The organism is Hydrogenibacillus schlegelii (assembly GCF_001653195.1).
GTDB lineage: Bacteria > Bacillota > Bacilli > Thermicanales > DSM-22653 > Hydrogenibacillus > Hydrogenibacillus schlegelii.
On the sequence record NZ_JXBB01000016.1, the window covers coordinates 1 to 14,356 of the forward strand.

A 14,356-nucleotide genomic window follows, 5' to 3' on the forward strand; every position below is an offset into this window, starting at 1 on the left:
TCCCATCCCCCCCGGTCCCAACAGACGACCAACACCGCCGGCTCCATCCCGGCCCCCTCGGCCGCCCGCCGGTCCCGGAAAGGCCTTCCTCACAGGGCGGGTGCTGTTTAGTTTTCAAGGAACGCGGGGCTTTCGTGACGACAATGGCTATAGTATCACCTTTCTCATCGCGCGTCAACCCCCTTTTTCGTGAACGGGATATGATATTTTTGCACTATCCGATGGAGCAGGCCGACTTCAGGCCTCGACGGACGGCGCGTCGGCAGAAAACCGCTCGCCGTTGATTTCGAACGTCGCCGTGAGCGCGGCGTTGAGCGAGGCGGCGGCGGAGCAGTACTTGTCCATCGAGAGGCGGATCGCCCGGCGGACTTTTTCCGGCGGAAGGTCGGTCCCCTGAAGCCGGTAATGGAGGTGGATGCGGGTAAACCGTCTCGGATGCTCGGCCGCCCGTTCCGCCTCGATGTCGAGGGAAAAAGCGTCAAACGAAAGACGCATTTTCTTCAGGATCGACACGATGTCGATGGCGGTGCATCCGCCGAGGCCGTGAAGCAAAAGCTCCATCGGCCGGGCGCCGCGGTTTTCCCCGCCGACCTCCGGCGCGGCGTCGATCGAAACGGCATGACCGCTCGTCTCCCCGCGGCCGACGAAATGCATCTTCCCTTCCCACGCCAGCTGAACGCGCATCGGTCCCCTTCCTTTCTCTTCGTTATTTTCGCCTGACGGATCCTCAAGCGCGCCGGGAATTCAATCCATGGCGCGGATGCTCGGGCCGGCTTGACGGACCGGCCGAGCGCCCTCCCGCTTCGGCGAGCTTTTCCCGGTCGGATGAGCCCGTTACCGTCGGATGAGCCCGTGACATAGGGCCGGACGCCCGGACATAGGGTAAGATCAGCCCGACGCCCGGTCACCGGATCTTCAAACGGGCGGGGAACGATCAAACCGGGAGGCGAACGACATGCCGGTCTGGAGCTTTTCCTGGCCCGCCGTGCGGCGCCTCGCCCTCTTCCTCGCGCTCCTCGGCATCGCCTTGGTCGTCTTGACCCGGGAAATGGAGGCGGTTCCGGCGCTCTGGAGCCGTCCGGTCGGCGCCATCGCCCGGGTGCCGACCGAGGAGCGCCTCGTCGCCCTCACCTTTGATGTGAGCTGGGGCGAGCGCGTCTTTCCCCGGCTTCTCGACGCGATCCAGCGGGCGGACGTCCGCGCTGCGACCCTTTTCGTCACCGGAGAGTGGGCGCGGACCCATGCCGACGCCGTCCGGGACGCCCAGGCGGCGGGGCTGGAACTCGGAACGATGGGGGCGACCCACCGGTCCCTCTCCCGCCTGCCGGACGACGCCCTCGCCGCGGAGATCGCCGCCGGCCAAGAAGCGCTGGAGGCGATCACCGGAAGAAAGCCCACCCTCTTTCGCCCGCCGAACGGCGACGTCGACCGGCGGGTGCTCGCGGCCGCCGACCGGCTGGAACTCATCACCATCCTCTGGGACGTCGATCCGTCCGACTGGAAGACGCCGTCGGCGCCGACGATCGCCGAACGGGTGCTTCAGGCCGCCCGGCCCGGATCGATCGTCCTGTTGCACGGAAGCGATGCCGCCGCCGCCACGCCGGAGGCGCTCCCGCTGATCGCCCGCGGCCTTCGGCAGCGGGGCTTTTCCCTGGTGACCGTCTCGGATCTCATCCGCGGCGTCCACGTTCAGGTGAAACGGGTCGACTGACCGGGCGACCCCGCCCGCTCCCCGGCGGCCCGTCCGCTCCGGCGCGATGCCCGGCGGACCGGACGGCTCGAACGCGGCCGGCGACGAGAACCAGGTAGCCGTTCACCAGCGTCAGGGGAACCGCCATGTCCCAGAAGGCGAGGGGGTTGCCCAAGCGAAGCGCCGGCACGAGCTCCAGGATCGTCCCCGCGAAGAGAAAAAAGACAACCGGAGCCGCTCGCCGGAGCCCGCCCGCCCCGAGGCGGAGCCAAGCGATGAAAACGGACCACGCGAGAAGCGCAAGCGCCGCCGCTGGCGGCGGAAGGGGGAGCCCCAGGCGCTCCCACCCCGAAGCAAAGACGACCGCCTCCAGCGCCAAAAGCGCGGTCGCCATCCAAAGCAGGGTGTCCCAGAGCGCCCGGTAGGGCGGGGAGAAGAGCTCCCGCCCCAACCGGTCGAAGAACGAAAACGCGACGTAGCCGAGAAGGCCGAGGGCCCCAAAAATCGCGCCGCCGCCCAGCCAGCCGACGAAACCCATCAGCCAGTCTGCGGGCGTCCAGCCCCCGGCCCGCCCCGCCGGAAAGGAAACGGCGAAACCCGCGACCGCCCCGCCCAGCGCCCCGACGGCGAGCGTCGAGGCGAGGAGCCGGAAAAAGGTTCGGCTGTCCATCCGCACCGCCTCCAAGCCGCATCCTGCCGCAAACCGGAAGCCGCGGCCCGGCATAGCGCCGGACGCCCGGCCGCATACTAAACGCACCGATTTTCGCGACGCCGAAAGCATCCGCCCCGGCGGACCGCCGCCGGATGGGCGCGGTCCGGAAGCGTTCTTCGGCGGATCGCCCGCCATCGTCGGACCGGGGCCGGCGAATTCGACGGTCGGAACGCGTTCCGGACGAAAGCGGGGGAACGGGCATGCGGAGACCGATTTGGACCGCCCTCGCCGGCTTCCTCCTCCTTGCCGGGTGTGCCGGTGGCGAGGCGGCCTCCGACGGGCAGGGCCGACCCGACTACGGGGAAATCAAATCGATGGTCAAAGACATCCTTCAGACGGAAGACGGCAAAAAGGCGATTCAGGAAACCATCAAGAACGATGCGGTCAAGCAGGAACTTCTGTTCAACCAGGAGGAGATCAAGCGCGCCGTCGTCCAAGCCCTGACCTCGGAACAGGGGAAAAAAACGCTTCGGACGACCCTGGAGGAGCCGAAATGGGCCGCAACCGTCGCCAAAGCCATGCAAAAAGAAAATGAACGGCTGCTCCGGGCGCTGATGAAAGACCCCGAATATCAGGCGATGCTCCTCGACGTGATGAAAGGACCGGACTTTGAAAAAATGCTCCTCGACCTCATGAAAAGCCCGCCCTACCGAAAGCAGATGCAGCAGGCGATTCAAGACGCGTTTGAGAGCCCGCTCATGCAGGAAAAGCTGTACGCCATGATTGAAAAGGCGGTCGAATCGGCCCTCAAACCCGGACAAAAGGAAAAGGGCGGGGAAAAAGAAAAGGGCGGGGAAAAGTCGGAAGAAGGCGGCGAAGGCGGCGGGAAGTAAGGCCGCGTCGCCCGTGCGCCCTCCGCCCGCCGGCCCGTCAGCGGCGGGGAGAGGGCGATCCGATTTTCGCCCACACCTTCTCCGCCAGCGCGTCATACACTTCGCCGATCGGGTGCCGGGCGTCGTAGACGGACGGCGCAAAATCCGGGTCGTCCGGATCGGCCGCCTCCGGAAGGCCGATCGGGATCTCCGCCAAAAGTTCGGTGCCGAGGACGTCGGCGAGCTTTCGACCGCCGCCCTGGCCGAAGAGGTGAACCCGATCGCCGTTCGGGCAGCGAACATAGCTCATGTTTTCGACGACGCCGAGGAGCTCGTGGCCGGTCCGGAGGGCCATGGCGCCCGCCCGGGCGGCGACGAACGATGCCGTGGGATGCGGGGTCGTGACGATGATCTCCTTTACTTTCGGAATTTTGCTGTGAATGTCCAGCGCGATGTCGCCGGTCCCCGGCGGAAGGTCGAAGAGGAGGACGTCGAGGGGTCCCCAGCTCACCTCTTTGAGGAAGGTGTCGAGCATCTTCCCGAGCATCGGTCCCCGCCAGATGACGGGCGCGTTGTCGCTCACGAAAAAGCCCATCGACATGACCTTGACGCCGAAACGCGGCACCGGCAGGATGACGTCGCCGATCACCGTCGGCCGCTGCTCGATGCCCATCATATCCGGGACGCTGAAACCGTAGATGTCGGCATCGACGATGCCGACGGCCAGTCCCCGACGGGCGAACGCCACGGCGAGGTTGACCGTCACCGTGGACTTGCCGACCCCTCCCTTGCCGCTGGCGACGGCAAGGAAGACGGTGTGGGCGTCGCCGGGCAGGCGGTTTGCATTGAGACTCACCTGCGCCGGATCTTTGCCCCGGAGGCGAAGCGCCAGCGCATCTCGCTCCGCCTCGGTCATCGTCGAAAGCTCGACGTCCACCGCTTCGGCGCCGAGGGCGGCGAGTTTTCGTTCGACATCCTGCCGGATCGTCGTCTGAAGCGGACAGCCGGAGACGGTGAGCTTGACCCGAACGCGCACCCGGCTGCCGTCGACGTCGACGCGGTCGACCATGCCGAGGGAGACGATGTCCTGCCCAATCTCCGGATCGATCACCGCGCGAAGCGCTTCCATCACGCGCTCAGAGGACAGCGCCAACGAGACCCCCCCTCACGGAACGCGACTTCTGAGAATGATTATAACACATCCTTCCCCGAAGGCCGACCCTCCCGCCGACCGGGGCGGTTTTCCCTTGAAAATCGCCGCAAAACGACGGCGCTCCGCGCCGTCGCGGAGCGCCGAGATGGACGGAGCGCCGGGGTTTCCGGCGCTCCGGGCTTTACGGCGTTTCGGAGCACGCCCGATCGGCCCGGGCGAAGTACCGCCAGAGGCCGACGTACAGCGCCGCGGCGAGCCGGCGCTGGTAGGCGGGATCGACGAGCCGCCGCGCCTCTTCCGGGTGCGACAGGTACCCGAGCTCCACGAGGGCGCCGGGCGGCTCCATCGTGCGGAGAACGTAGAGGTCGTCGCCGCGCTTGATCCCGCGCGGGCTTCCGGTCGCCTCCCGGAGGCTTTCCTGAAGGAGCGCGGCCAGGCAGCGGTTTTCGGGCCGCACTCCGGCGTAAAACGTCTCGGCGCCGAAGGTGCGGGAAGAGGGAAAGCTGTTCAAATGAAGGCTTAACGCCGCCTCGACCCCCGGAGCGTTGATCATGACCATGCGCGCCCGAAGGTCCCGCTCTTTTCGCGTCCCCCGCCCGCTCTCGTCGTCCAGCATCCGATCCTCTTCCCGCGTGAGCCAGACGAGGGCGCCGGCCTGATGCAAATAATCCCGAAGGGCCTCTGCGATCTCGAGGACGATCGTCTTTTCCACCGCCCGCCCGTCGAGACCGACGGCGCCGCCGTCGATGCCTCCGTGTCCTGGATCGAGGACGATGATCCGGCCGGCGAGCGGCGAAAGCGTCCGGACCGATGCTTCCTCCGGGGTCGTCCGGGGCCCCGCGACCGGGGATTCTCCCGGCGCCGAGGGCGAGGCGATCCCCGCAGGATCCGGCCGATCCGGAAAGGGCCACCCGGCCATCGACACCGCCGGCGCCAAAAGCGCGGCCTGCGCCGGGGACGCCGCCGGCCCCGGCCCCAAGGCCCCGAACAGCCCGGCGAGCGCCAGGCCGAAGGCGGCAAGCGGACCGGGCCAGGCCCCCCTCCGCCGGCTTCGGGAGGATCCCCGGCGGCCCGGCGTCTTGCGCCCGCTCAGGTCGTTCACCCGCATCGCCTCCACGCCGGTTTTCCTTTTCATTCTGCCCGGGGTCGGTCGGCCTATGCGAACCGCCCGAGATCGGACGCCCAAACGCGCCGCCCGGCGCCGATCCCGCGCCCGGCGGCGACCGATCGCGACCCGGGTCGGCCGCGACGCTTTCGCTCGCCGCCTCCGGAGGCGGTTTTCAGGCGGGGACGATCGACCGTGCCACGGCCATAAAAAAGCCCCTGCCGAACGCAGAGGCCCGATCGCTTACCGCTTCGAGAACTGCGGTGCCCGCCGCGCCTTTTTGAGGCCGTACTTTTTCCGCTCCACCATCCGCGGATCGCGGGTAAGGAGGCCGGCCTTTTTAAGCACCGGGCGAAACTCCGGATCGACCTTCAGAAGCGCCCGGGCGATGCCGTGGCGGATCGCCCCCGCCTGGCCGGAGGTGCCGCCGCCGCTCACGTTGACGACCACGTCGTACTGTCCGAGGGTGTTCGTCAGTCGAAGCGGCTCCTCCACCATCACCCGGAGCGACTCCAATCCGAAGTAAGCGTCCAGAGGCCGGCCGTTGACGGTGATCTTCCCGTCGCCCGGCCGGAGAAACACCCGCGCCACGGCGACCTTGCGCCGGCCGACGGCGTGATACTGAACGGTGGCCACTCGGATCCCCCCTCTTCGCGGTTCTGCCGTGGATCTCCCCGGCGCCGGTCATCCCGACGCCCGGTCGTCCCGATTCCCTTCCCCTTTGCTTCCTGTCCTTACGCGTTCGGGCGTTCCGGGATGTCGTAGGGGATCGGCTGCTGGGCCTCATGGGGATGATGGGGCCCGCGGTAGACCTTGAGCTTCTTGAACATCTTCCGGCCGAGACGGTTTTTCGGCAGCATGCCCCAGACCGCCCATTCGATCATCCGTTCCGGAAAACGATCGCGCATCTCCTGAGCCGTCCGCTTTTTGAGGCCGCCGGGATACCCGGAATGCCAGTAGTACACCTTGTCCGTCCACTTTTTCCCGGACAGATGCACCTTCTCCGCATTGACGACAATGACGAAATCGCCCATGTCGACGTGGGGCGTAAAGGTCGGCTTGTGCTTGCCCCGAAGCAGCTTGGCGACCTCACTCGCCAGCCGCCCGAGCGTCTTCCCCGACGCGTCGACGACGTACCATTTCCGCTCGCTCAGGTGAGCGTCGCCTTTCGGCATCCACGTCGTCTGCACGGCGGCTCCTCCTTTCGTTCACTCGTTCCATCTTAAACATCCGATCGCGCCGATGTCAATAGGCCTGCGGCCGCGCTTCCAAAAGGCCGGGCGGCCGGGGGAAGCCGACCGTCGGCTCCGGCGTGAGAAGCTGCTCGGGCGGATATTCGACCCGGAAGAGGTACAGCCCGTCCGGCGGTGCCGTCGCGGCGCCGGGCGCCGACCGGTCGCCGGCGAGGCGCCGGCGAATCGCTTCCGGGCTCAGCCGCCCCCGGCCGACGTCGATCAGGGCACCGGCGATCTGCCGCGCCATCGCGTACAAAAAGCCGTCGCCCCGGAGCCACAGAAAAAGCTCCGACCCTCGCCGAACGAGATCGACGGAAAAGAGCGTCCGCACCGTCGTCCGGGCGCTCCCTCCCGTGCGGGAAAAAGCCGCAAAATCGTGCCGCCCGCGAAAAAGCGCCGCCGCCTCCGCCATCGCCGCCACGTCCAGCCGCTCCGGCACCGCCGTCGCCAGCCCCCGGTCGTGGGGGTAAAGGACGGAACGAAGCACCATCCGGTAGACGTACGTCTTGGCGCGGGCGCCGTACCGAGCGTGGAAATCCGCCGGCACCGGCGCCGCGTCGAGCACCCGGACGTCCGGCGGCAGACGAACATTGAGCCCGCCGACGAGGGCCGACGGCCCGGGCGGCCGTTCCAGGTCGAGGTGGACGACCTGGCCGAGGGCGTGGACGCCGCTGTCGGTCCGCCCGGCGCCGACGACGGGCACGGGGTGTCCGAACCAGTCGCGAAGCGCCGCCTCCAGCGCCCCCTGCACCGTCCGCCGGCCCGGTTGCCGCTGAAAGCCGGCAAACGCCCGGCCGTCGTAGGCGACGACGAGCGCCACCCGCCTCACGGGCCTCCCCTCCCGCGATCCCACGCCGCTACGGCGAGCGCCAAAGCAAGCGTCGCCGCAAGCACGACATCCCGCCATCCGAACGCGAGCCGCCGCCGGCTCGTCCGGGGGGCGTCCGGCCGGTACCCCCGGGCCTCGAGCGCGAGCGCCATCGCCTCGGCCCGCTCAAAGGCAAAGGCAAAGAGCGGCACGACGACCGAAAGGAGCGCCACGATCCGCTCCCGAAGCCGGCCGGAGGTGAAGTCGACCCCCCGGGCCGCCTGCGCCTTCATGATCCGCTCCAGCGCCTCGAGCAGCGTCGGGATGAAGCGAAGCGCCAGCATGAGCATGAGGCCAAAGGCGTCGACGGGCACGCCGACCCGCCGGAGCGGTGCCGCCAGCCGGACGACGCCGGCGGCAAGGACGAGGGGCGGCGTGGTGAGCGTAAGAAGCGCGCCCAGCGCAAACAGCAGAAGCAGCCGGAGCCAGACGAGCACCGCTTCCTTAAGACCGCCGGCCGTCACGGACAGCGGACCGAGGACGAAAAGCGGCGGCTCAGGGCGCGGGATAAAAAGCTGCACCGCCGCCAAGATCCCGACGAAGACGGCCGTCCGGCCGATCGCACGGACGACGTAGGCCGGCGAAACGCCGCTTCCGGCGATCGCCGCCGGCACCAGAAGGGAAAGCACCAGCACGGCGGCGACGGAGCGGGCGGTGAAGGCGGCGATGGCGATGCCGAAGAGGAAGAGGAGCTTGGCCCGCGGGTCAGATCGGTGCAAAAAAGAATCCCCCGGCAGATGGCGCCCGAGCGGAAACGTCCCCAAACCGTTCACGGCCGCGCCCCCTTCCGCCCGCCGCCGAGGCGGGCGGCCAGCCAGTCCGCCAGCGCCGCCGGCGTCCGGGGCGGGTCGTCCCACACGTCCGGCGCCCGGCGCCCGACGGCGAAAAGCGCCCGGATAAAAGGCGACGGTCGGAGGCCGAAGCGGCGGTACGCCTCGAAGCGGCGAAGAAGTTCTGCCGGCGTCACGTCCGCCGCGAGGCGGCCGGCGTCGAAGAGGAGCACCCGGTCGGCGAGCCGGATCGCCTCGTCGATCCGGTGCGTCACGTAGAGGACCGTCGGCCGACGGCGCCGAAACACCGCCTCCAGGTGCTCGATGAGCCGCTCCCGGGCCTCGGGATCGAGGCCTGCCGTCGGCTCGTCGAAGACGACGAGCTCCGGCTCGTAGACGAGCACGCCGGCGATCGCCGCCCGGCGCTTTTCGCCGCCGCTCAGCCGAAACGGCGAACGGGCGAAGTACGCCTCCGGATCGAGGCCCACGGAAAAAAGCGCCGCCCGGGCCCGCCGCTCCACCTCGTCCGGCGGCACCCCCCGCCTCCGGAGGGCAAACCCGACGTCCCGGCCGACCGTCTCCTCAAAGAGCTGGTGCTCCGGGTGCTGAAGCACGGCGCCGATCCGCCGCCGGACGTCCGGCGGAAGCCGGCGCTCGGCGGAACTTTCCGCCCCGCCGACGATGACCCGTCCCGCCGTCGGCCGCTCGAGGCCGGCGGCAAGCTGGGCGAAGGTCGTCTTTCCGGAACCGGACCGGCCCAGGAGAGCGACGACGCTCCCGGCGGCGATCGAAACGGTGACGGACGAAAGGGCCGGGCGGGCAAACGGCGTCCCGGCGCCGTAGACGTGGCTTACCCCTTCGAAGCGGACGTCCATGCGGCCTCCACCACCGCTTCCGGATCAAACCGCGCCGGCCGGACGGCGATCCCCCGCGCCGTGAGGTCTTGCGCCAGCCGGACGCCAAACGGCGGCAAAAGCCCCGGCAGCGCCAGGCGGCCCTCGGCCAAAGCGGTAAAAAACGGCGCGGGCGGCCCGTCGTACCGGAGGCGACCCCGATCGAGGACGACGAGGCGGGAGGCGACCTCCGCCTCCTCGAGTTCGTGGGTGATGTGGACGATCGCCCGACCGGCGGCCTGTTCCTCCCGCATCACCGCGAGAAGCCGCGCCCGCGCTTCGGCGTCCAGCATGCTCGTCGCCTCGTCGAAGACGAGCGCCGCCGGCTCCACCGCCAGGGCGCCGGCGACGGCGAGGCGCTGCTTTTCCCCGCCGGAAAGCCGCGCCGGCTCGACCGACCGGAGCGCCTCCAGGCCGGTCCGCCGAAGGGCCGCCGTCACCCGCCGCTCGATCTCGTCCGGCGGAAGCGCGCGGTTTTCCGGCCCGAAGGCGACGTCGTCCTCCACCGTCGCGGCGACGATCTGATCCTCCGGGTTTTGCAGGACGAGCCCGACCGCCTGCCGGAGGGGCCACAGGCCCGTTTCCGTCGCCCCGACCGGCGCGCCGCGAAGGATCACGGCGCCGGCCGTCGGGGCGATGAGGCCCGCCAGCACCCGGGCCAGGGTCGATTTGCCGGATCCGTTCGCGCCGAGGACGCTCACCCACTCGCCGGCGCGCAGGGTGAGGTCGATCTCTGCCAGGGCCGGCGGGCCATCCGGTCGGTAGCGGACGGTCACGCCCTCCAGCCGGAGAAGGGGCGGCGTCCCGCCGGTCATTCTTCGACGAATTCGATGATCGCCATCATCGCCCCGTCGCCGCGCCGCGGGCCGAGCTTGAGGACGCGGGTGTAGCCGCCCTGCCGCTCGCGGTACCGGGGACCGAGGATGTCAAACAGCTTCTGGACGGCGTCCTTGGACTTCCGGTCTTCGGGGTCGGTCTTCACCGGCCGGAGAAAGGCCGCCGCCTGCCGCCGGGCGTGGAGATCGCCGCGCTTGGCGAGGGTGATCATCCGATCGGCGAGGCGCTGAATTTCCTTGGCCTTCGGTTCCGTCGTCCGGATGCGCTCGTGGATGATGAGATCGGTCACCTGGTTCCGAAGGAGCGCCATCCGGGCGCCGGACCGGCGGCCGAGTTTGCGGTAGCCCACGGCCGTCCCTCCTTCATGATGCATTCCGTTTTCATTCTGACTTTTTGAGTGAAAGGCCGAAGCTGGCCAGCTTCTGGATGACTTCTTCGAGGGATTTCTTCCCGAGGTTCCGGACTTTCATCATGTCCTCCTCGGTCTTTTCGGTGAGCTCGCCGATCGTGTTGATGCCCGCCCGTTTGAGGCAGTTGTACGAGCGGACCGAAAGATCCAGTTCTTCGATCGGCAGCTCGAGCACCTTCTCCCGCTTGTCCTTTTCTTTCTCGATCATAAACTCGGCGCTCGATCCCTCGCCGGAGAGGGTGACGAACAGGTTCAGGTGCTCGATGAGGATTTTCGCCGCGTAGCTGACCGCCTCTTCCGGCCGGACGCTCCGGTCCGTCCAGACTTCCAGCGTCAGCTTGTCGTAGTTGGTGATCTGGCCGACGCGGGTGTTTTCGACGGTATAGTTCACGCGGAGGACCGGCGAATAAATCGAATCGATCGGGATGACGCCGATCGGCGCGTCGTCCCGTTTGTTGCCCTCGGCGCTCACGTAGCCCCGGCCGCGGCGGGCGGTCATCCGCATGTGGAGGCGGGCGCCGGGGGCGAGGGTGGCGATTTTCAGCTCCGGGTTCAGGATCTCGACATCGCTGTCGGCCCGGATGTCCCCCGCGAGGACGTCCCCCTCGCCGTCCGCTTCGACCGTCAGGACCTTTTCTTCATCGGAGTGTATGCGAAGCGACAGTTTCTTCAAGTTCAAGATGATCTCCGTCACGTCTTCGTAGACGCCGTCGATCGTGGAAAACTCATGCAGCACCCCGTCGATCTGGACGGAGGTGACCGCCGCGCCGGGAATCGAGGACAGGAGGACCCGCCGGAGGGAATTGCCGAGCGTCGTGCCGTAGCCGCGCTCGAGCGGCTCGACGACGAACTTGCCGTAACTTCCGTCCGGGGAGACCTCGACGACCTCGATTTTGGGCTTTTCGATTTCGATCATCGACCCGAGGACCCTCCTTCCGCACGTCGGTCCGCCCCTTCATCGGCCCAGAAGATTCGGCCAGCGGTCCAGTCTTTTCCAGTCTGGCCGAAAACCGGCGTCACCAAACCCGGGCCCTCGTGCGGCGCGGCTCAGACGCGGCGGCGCTTCGGCGGTCGGCAACCGTTGTGCGGAATCGGCGTGACGTCCTTGATCACCGTGACGTCAAGGCCGGCGGCCTGCAGCGAACGGATCGCCGCCTCCCGGCCGGAACCGGGGCCCTTGACCCGCACCTCGACTTCCCGCATGCCGTGCTCCATCGCCCCACGGGCCGCCTGCTCGGCGGCAAGCTGGGCCGCATACGGCGTCCCCTTCCGGCTCCCGGTAAAGCCGACCGTCCCGGCGCTCGCCCAAGCGACGGTGTTGCCGTGGGGGTCGGTGATCGTGACGATCGTGTTGTTGAACGTCGAATGGATGTGGGCGATTCCGACCGGAACGTTTTTCCGGTCGCGGCGGCGCGTCCGGGTCGCCGCTCCTCTGCGTTTGTTGGCCAACGCGCTCCCTCCTTTTCACGGCCGTTCGCGGATCGCCCGCCGGAAGCCGGAGCCGGATCGGCCCGGCCGCGGGGGCCGATCGCATGGCGCCTGATCCGCTTACTTCTTCTTGTTGGCAACGGTCCGCCGCGGTCCCTTCCGGGTGCGGGCGTTCGTCCGGGTCCGCTGGCCGCGGACGGGAAGCCCCTTCCGATGTCGGACGCCGCGGTAACAACCGATTTCGATCAGCCGCTTGATGTTCATCGCCACTTCCCGCCGGAGATCGCCTTCCACCTTGAGGTTCTTGTCGATGTACTCCCGGATGCGGGTCAGTTCTTCTTCCGTCAGATCCTTGACGCGGGTGTCGGGATTGACGCCGGTGGCGGCGAGGATCTTTCGGGACGTCGAGCGGCCGATGCCGTAGATATACGTGAGCGCCACCTCGACCCGCTTGTCGCGGGGGATGTCGACGCCGGCGATGCGCGCCATCGTCTCCCTCCTCTGCTTCCAAATCTCGGAACGGCTTCCGGGCGCGGCGCCTTCGGTTCGGACGCCGGAGCGGTCCCGCCGAAAGCGCGGTTTTTAGCCCTGACGCTGCTTGTGCTTCGGGTTTTCGCAGATGACCATGACTTTGCCGTGGCGGCGAATGACCTTGCATTTTTCGCAGATCGGCTTGACCGACGGGCGGACTTTCATCGCCCCGACCTCCTTTCAGCCGGCCGGCTCGAGCGCTTACTTGTAGCGGTAGGTGATCCGGCCGCGGGTGAGATCGTAGGGGGAAAGCTCGACGGTGACGCGATCGCCCGGCAGGATGCGGATGAAATTCATCCGGATCTTGCCGGAGACGTGCGCCAGGATGACGTGGCCGTTTTCGAGCTTCACCCGAAACATCGCGTTCGGCAGCGGCTCGATGACCGTGCCCTGCATTTCGATGACGTCCTCTTTCGCCACAGGCATCCCTCCTCGCGCGCTTCACCGATCGGCTTCGGTCTCGGCGGCAATTTCTCACGGGGCGGCGTACGGCGGCCCGGCTTCGCCGGGAAGCAAGGTCAGAATCTCGGGACCGGACTCGGTGATGGCGACGGTGTGCTCGAAGTGGGCCGCCCGGCCGCCGTCGACGGTGACGACGGTCCAGCCGTCGGAAAGCGTCCGGACGAAGCGGCTCACCTGATTGACCATCGGCTCGATGGCGAGCACCATTCCCGGCCGAAGAAGCGGCCCCCGGCCCGGCGGGCCGTAGTTCGGAAGCTGGGGCGCTTCGTGAAGCGCTCGCCCGATCCCGTGGCCGACGTATTCCCGGACGACGTGGAGGCCCGCCGCCTCGACGACGGTCTGCACGGCGTGGGAGATGTCCGAAAGCCGCCCGCCGGGGACGGCCTTGGCGATGCCGGCAAACAGCGCCCGGCGGGTGACCTCGAGGAGGTGCCGGTCGGCCTCATCGATCTCGCCGACCGGATACGTCCACGCCCCGTCGCCGTGATAGCCGTCGTAGAAGACGCCGACGTCGATCGAGAGGATGTCCCCTTCGGCGAGGCGCCGTTCGGACGGGATGCCGTGGACGAGGGCTTCGTTGACGGACGTACAGATGTTGGCGGGATATCCCTGATATCCTTTGAAGGACGGCACCGCGCCGAAGGAACGGATGAGCCGTTCGGCGATGCGATCCAGTTCAAGCGTCGTGATCCCCGGCTCGATCTTCCGTTCGAGCGCTCGGAGCACTTCGGCGACGATCCGGCCGGCGGTCCGCATCTTGTCGAGCTCCGCCGGCGATTTCAAAACGATCATGTCGGCGATCCCTCGAGGGCCGCCAGAATGCGACGGAAGACGTCGTCGATGGCGCCGAGGCCGTCGATCTCGGCGAGAACGCCCCGGGCACGGTAGAAGTCGATCAGCGGCGCCATCGCCGCCGCGTTCACCCGCAGGCGTTCGGCAACCGTCTCCGGCCGATCGTCGTCCCGCTGGTAGAGTTCCCCGCCGCACCGGTCGCAGACGTCGGGGACCTTCGGCGGATTGAACTCGAGGTGATACGTCGCCCCGCACCGGCGGCAGATCCGGCGACCGGCGAGACGCCGGATGAGGACGTCTTCCGGGACGGCGAGGTAGAGGACGCGGTCGATCGCCCGGCCGGCATCGGCGAGGAGCCGCTCGAGCGCTTCCGCCTGAGGGATCGTCCGGGGAAAGCCGTCGAGGAGGAACCCTTTCGCCGCGTCCGGCTCGGAAAGCCGCTCCCGGACGATGCCGATCGTCACCTCGTCGGGGACGAGGGCGCCGGCGTCCATGTAGCGTTTGGCCTCCAGCCCGAGGGGCGTCCCCTTCGCGACGGCCGCCCGAAACATGTCGCCGGTCGAGATGTGGGGGATGCGGTACGCGTCCCGGATCCGCTCCGCCTGCGTGCCCTTGCCGGCGCCGGGGAGGCCCATCAAGATGAGATTCATGCGCTCCCT

20 protein-coding genes are annotated in these 14,356 nt (G+C 68.2%); 2 read left to right on the plus strand and 18 right to left on the minus strand.

Annotated elements, in window-relative coordinates:
- Positions 1 to 237 precede the first annotated feature (237 nt).
- Positions 238 to 684 carry an OsmC family protein gene (locus SA87_RS05935; RefSeq protein WP_066200635.1) on the minus strand — a complete coding sequence of 149 codons (447 nt, stop codon included), beginning with the start codon at positions 682 to 684 and terminating at the stop codon, positions 238 to 240.
- A gap of 271 nt (positions 685 to 955) precedes the next feature.
- Between SA87_RS05935 and SA87_RS05940 the strand changes: the two genes are divergently transcribed.
- Positions 956 to 1,711, plus strand: coding sequence for a polysaccharide deacetylase family protein (locus SA87_RS05940; RefSeq protein ID WP_066200638.1), 756 nt, complete (start codon positions 956 to 958; stop codon positions 1,709 to 1,711).
- On the opposite strand, the gene SA87_RS05945 is transcribed toward SA87_RS05940, so the two are convergent.
- On the minus strand, positions 1,671 to 2,360 hold the full coding sequence (locus SA87_RS05945; RefSeq protein ID WP_066441239.1) for a KinB-signaling pathway activation protein: 690 nt from the start codon (positions 2,358 to 2,360) through the stop codon (positions 1,671 to 1,673). The two genes, SA87_RS05940 and SA87_RS05945, sit on opposite strands and share 41 nt — an antisense overlap.
- Positions 2,361 to 2,602: 242 nt before the next feature.
- On the opposite strand from SA87_RS05945, the gene gerD reads away from it, so the two are divergent.
- Positions 2,603 to 3,235, plus strand: a complete 633-nt coding sequence (gene gerD / locus SA87_RS05950) for a spore germination lipoprotein GerD (protein ID WP_066200758.1) — start codon at positions 2,603 to 2,605, stop codon at positions 3,233 to 3,235.
- A 37-nt stretch (positions 3,236 to 3,272) separates the two neighbouring features.
- On the opposite strand, the gene SA87_RS05955 is transcribed toward gerD, so the two are convergent.
- The 16 genes from SA87_RS05955 to SA87_RS06030 all read right to left on the minus strand — a co-directional run bounded on the left by SA87_RS05955 (position 3,273) and on the right by SA87_RS06030 (position 14,347).
- On the minus strand, positions 3,273 to 4,343 hold the full coding sequence (locus SA87_RS05955; protein WP_066200645.1) for an Mrp/NBP35 family ATP-binding protein: 1,071 nt from the start codon (positions 4,341 to 4,343) through the stop codon (positions 3,273 to 3,275).
- 205 nt (positions 4,344 to 4,548) lie between these two features.
- Positions 4,549 to 5,502 carry an N-acetylmuramoyl-L-alanine amidase gene (locus SA87_RS05960; RefSeq protein ID WP_156423469.1) on the minus strand — a complete coding sequence of 318 codons (954 nt, stop codon included), beginning with the start codon at positions 5,500 to 5,502 and terminating at the stop codon, positions 4,549 to 4,551.
- Positions 5,503 to 5,715: 213 nt separating this feature from the next.
- A complete protein-coding gene (rpsI, locus tag SA87_RS05965; protein ID WP_066200650.1) occupies positions 5,716 to 6,108 on the minus strand; it encodes a 30S ribosomal protein S9 in 393 nt (130 codons plus the stop codon).
- A 98-nt stretch (positions 6,109 to 6,206) separates the two neighbouring features.
- Entirely contained in the window at positions 6,207 to 6,662 is a 456-nt protein-coding gene (gene rplM, locus SA87_RS05970; RefSeq protein WP_066200653.1) for a 50S ribosomal protein L13, read from the minus strand.
- Between the two features lie 55 nt (positions 6,663 to 6,717).
- Positions 6,718 to 7,536 (minus strand): tRNA pseudouridine(38-40) synthase TruA, encoded by an 819-nt coding sequence (gene truA, locus SA87_RS05975; protein WP_066200655.1) that lies wholly within the window; start codon positions 7,534 to 7,536, stop codon positions 6,718 to 6,720.
- Positions 7,533 to 8,348, minus strand: a complete 816-nt coding sequence (locus SA87_RS05980) for an energy-coupling factor transporter transmembrane component T family protein (RefSeq protein WP_066441241.1) — start codon at positions 8,346 to 8,348, stop codon at positions 7,533 to 7,535. Before SA87_RS05980 ends, truA begins: the two co-directional genes overlap by 4 nt.
- Complete coding sequence (locus SA87_RS05985) at positions 8,345 to 9,220, minus strand: ATP-binding cassette domain-containing protein (RefSeq protein WP_066200658.1); 876 nt, start codon at positions 9,218 to 9,220, stop codon at positions 8,345 to 8,347. The genes SA87_RS05980 and SA87_RS05985 overlap by 4 nt, the downstream gene beginning before the upstream one ends.
- The gene (locus SA87_RS05990) at positions 9,196 to 10,053 is read right to left on the minus strand and encodes an ATP-binding cassette domain-containing protein (protein WP_066200661.1); all 858 of its coding nucleotides are present in this window, start codon (positions 10,051 to 10,053) and stop codon (positions 9,196 to 9,198) included. The genes SA87_RS05985 and SA87_RS05990 overlap by 25 nt, the downstream gene beginning before the upstream one ends.
- Positions 10,050 to 10,424 (minus strand): 50S ribosomal protein L17, encoded by a 375-nt coding sequence (gene rplQ, locus SA87_RS05995; RefSeq protein ID WP_066200664.1) that lies wholly within the window; start codon positions 10,422 to 10,424, stop codon positions 10,050 to 10,052. The genes SA87_RS05990 and rplQ overlap by 4 nt, the downstream gene beginning before the upstream one ends.
- 31 nt (positions 10,425 to 10,455) lie before the next feature.
- Complete coding sequence (locus SA87_RS06000) at positions 10,456 to 11,400, minus strand: DNA-directed RNA polymerase subunit alpha (RefSeq protein ID WP_066200666.1); 945 nt, start codon at positions 11,398 to 11,400, stop codon at positions 10,456 to 10,458.
- Positions 11,401 to 11,531: 131 nt separating this feature from the next.
- The gene (gene rpsK / locus SA87_RS06005; protein WP_066200668.1) at positions 11,532 to 11,933 is read right to left on the minus strand and encodes a 30S ribosomal protein S11; all 402 of its coding nucleotides are present in this window, start codon (positions 11,931 to 11,933) and stop codon (positions 11,532 to 11,534) included.
- A gap of 99 nt (positions 11,934 to 12,032) precedes the next feature.
- Positions 12,033 to 12,401: a 30S ribosomal protein S13 gene (gene rpsM, locus SA87_RS06010; protein ID WP_066200673.1), complete on the minus strand. Its 369-nt coding sequence runs from the start codon at positions 12,399 to 12,401 to the stop codon at positions 12,033 to 12,035.
- A 93-nt stretch (positions 12,402 to 12,494) separates the two neighbouring features.
- Positions 12,495 to 12,608 (minus strand): 50S ribosomal protein L36, encoded by a 114-nt coding sequence (gene rpmJ, locus SA87_RS06015; protein WP_008881921.1) that lies wholly within the window; start codon positions 12,606 to 12,608, stop codon positions 12,495 to 12,497.
- A 36-nt stretch (positions 12,609 to 12,644) separates the two neighbouring features.
- Positions 12,645 to 12,863 carry a translation initiation factor IF-1 gene (infA, locus tag SA87_RS06020; RefSeq protein WP_066200676.1) on the minus strand — a complete coding sequence of 73 codons (219 nt, stop codon included), beginning with the start codon at positions 12,861 to 12,863 and terminating at the stop codon, positions 12,645 to 12,647.
- 54 nt (positions 12,864 to 12,917) lie between these two features.
- On the minus strand, positions 12,918 to 13,697 hold the full coding sequence (map, locus tag SA87_RS06025; protein ID WP_066200678.1) for a type I methionyl aminopeptidase: 780 nt from the start codon (positions 13,695 to 13,697) through the stop codon (positions 12,918 to 12,920).
- Positions 13,694 to 14,347 (minus strand): adenylate kinase, encoded by a 654-nt coding sequence (locus tag SA87_RS06030; protein WP_066200681.1) that lies wholly within the window; start codon positions 14,345 to 14,347, stop codon positions 13,694 to 13,696. Before SA87_RS06030 ends, map begins: the two co-directional genes overlap by 4 nt.
- Positions 14,348 to 14,356: the final 9 nt, after the last annotated feature.

What these genes read in the sequence shown, in the direction of transcription:
- SA87_RS05935 (WP_066200635.1), bottom strand. Translation starts at nt 684, where the DNA reads ATGCGCGTTCAGCTGGCGTGGGAAGGGAAGATGCATTTCGTCGGCCGC.
- SA87_RS05940 (WP_066200638.1), top strand. Translation starts at nt 956, where the DNA reads ATGCCGGTCTGGAGCTTTTCCTGGCCCGCCGTGCGGCGCCTCGCCCTC.
- SA87_RS05945 (WP_066441239.1), bottom strand. Translation starts at nt 2,360, where the DNA reads ATGGACAGCCGAACCTTTTTCCGGCTCCTCGCCTCGACGCTCGCCGTC.
- gerD (WP_066200758.1), top strand. Translation starts at nt 2,603, where the DNA reads ATGCGGAGACCGATTTGGACCGCCCTCGCCGGCTTCCTCCTCCTTGCC.
- SA87_RS05955 (WP_066200645.1), bottom strand. Translation starts at nt 4,343, where the DNA reads ATGGAAGCGCTTCGCGCGGTGATCGATCCGGAGATTGGGCAGGACATC.
- SA87_RS05960 (WP_156423469.1), bottom strand. Translation starts at nt 5,502, where the DNA reads ATGAAAAGGAAAACCGGCGTGGAGGCGATGCGGGTGAACGACCTGAGC.
- SA87_RS05985 (WP_066200658.1), bottom strand. Translation starts at nt 9,220, where the DNA reads ATGGACGTCCGCTTCGAAGGGGTAAGCCACGTCTACGGCGCCGGGACG.
- SA87_RS05990 (WP_066200661.1), bottom strand. Translation starts at nt 10,053, where the DNA reads ATGACCGGCGGGACGCCGCCCCTTCTCCGGCTGGAGGGCGTGACCGTC.
- SA87_RS06000 (WP_066200666.1), bottom strand. Translation starts at nt 11,400, where the DNA reads ATGATCGAAATCGAAAAGCCCAAAATCGAGGTCGTCGAGGTCTCCCCG.
- rpsM (WP_066200673.1), bottom strand. Translation starts at nt 12,401, where the DNA reads ATGGCGCGCATCGCCGGCGTCGACATCCCCCGCGACAAGCGGGTCGAG.
- rpmJ (WP_008881921.1), bottom strand. Translation starts at nt 12,608, where the DNA reads ATGAAAGTCCGCCCGTCGGTCAAGCCGATCTGCGAAAAATGCAAGGTC.
- map (WP_066200678.1), bottom strand. Translation starts at nt 13,697, where the DNA reads ATGATCGTTTTGAAATCGCCGGCGGAGCTCGACAAGATGCGGACCGCC.
- SA87_RS06030 (WP_066200681.1), bottom strand. Translation starts at nt 14,347, where the DNA reads ATGAATCTCATCTTGATGGGCCTCCCCGGCGCCGGCAAGGGCACGCAG.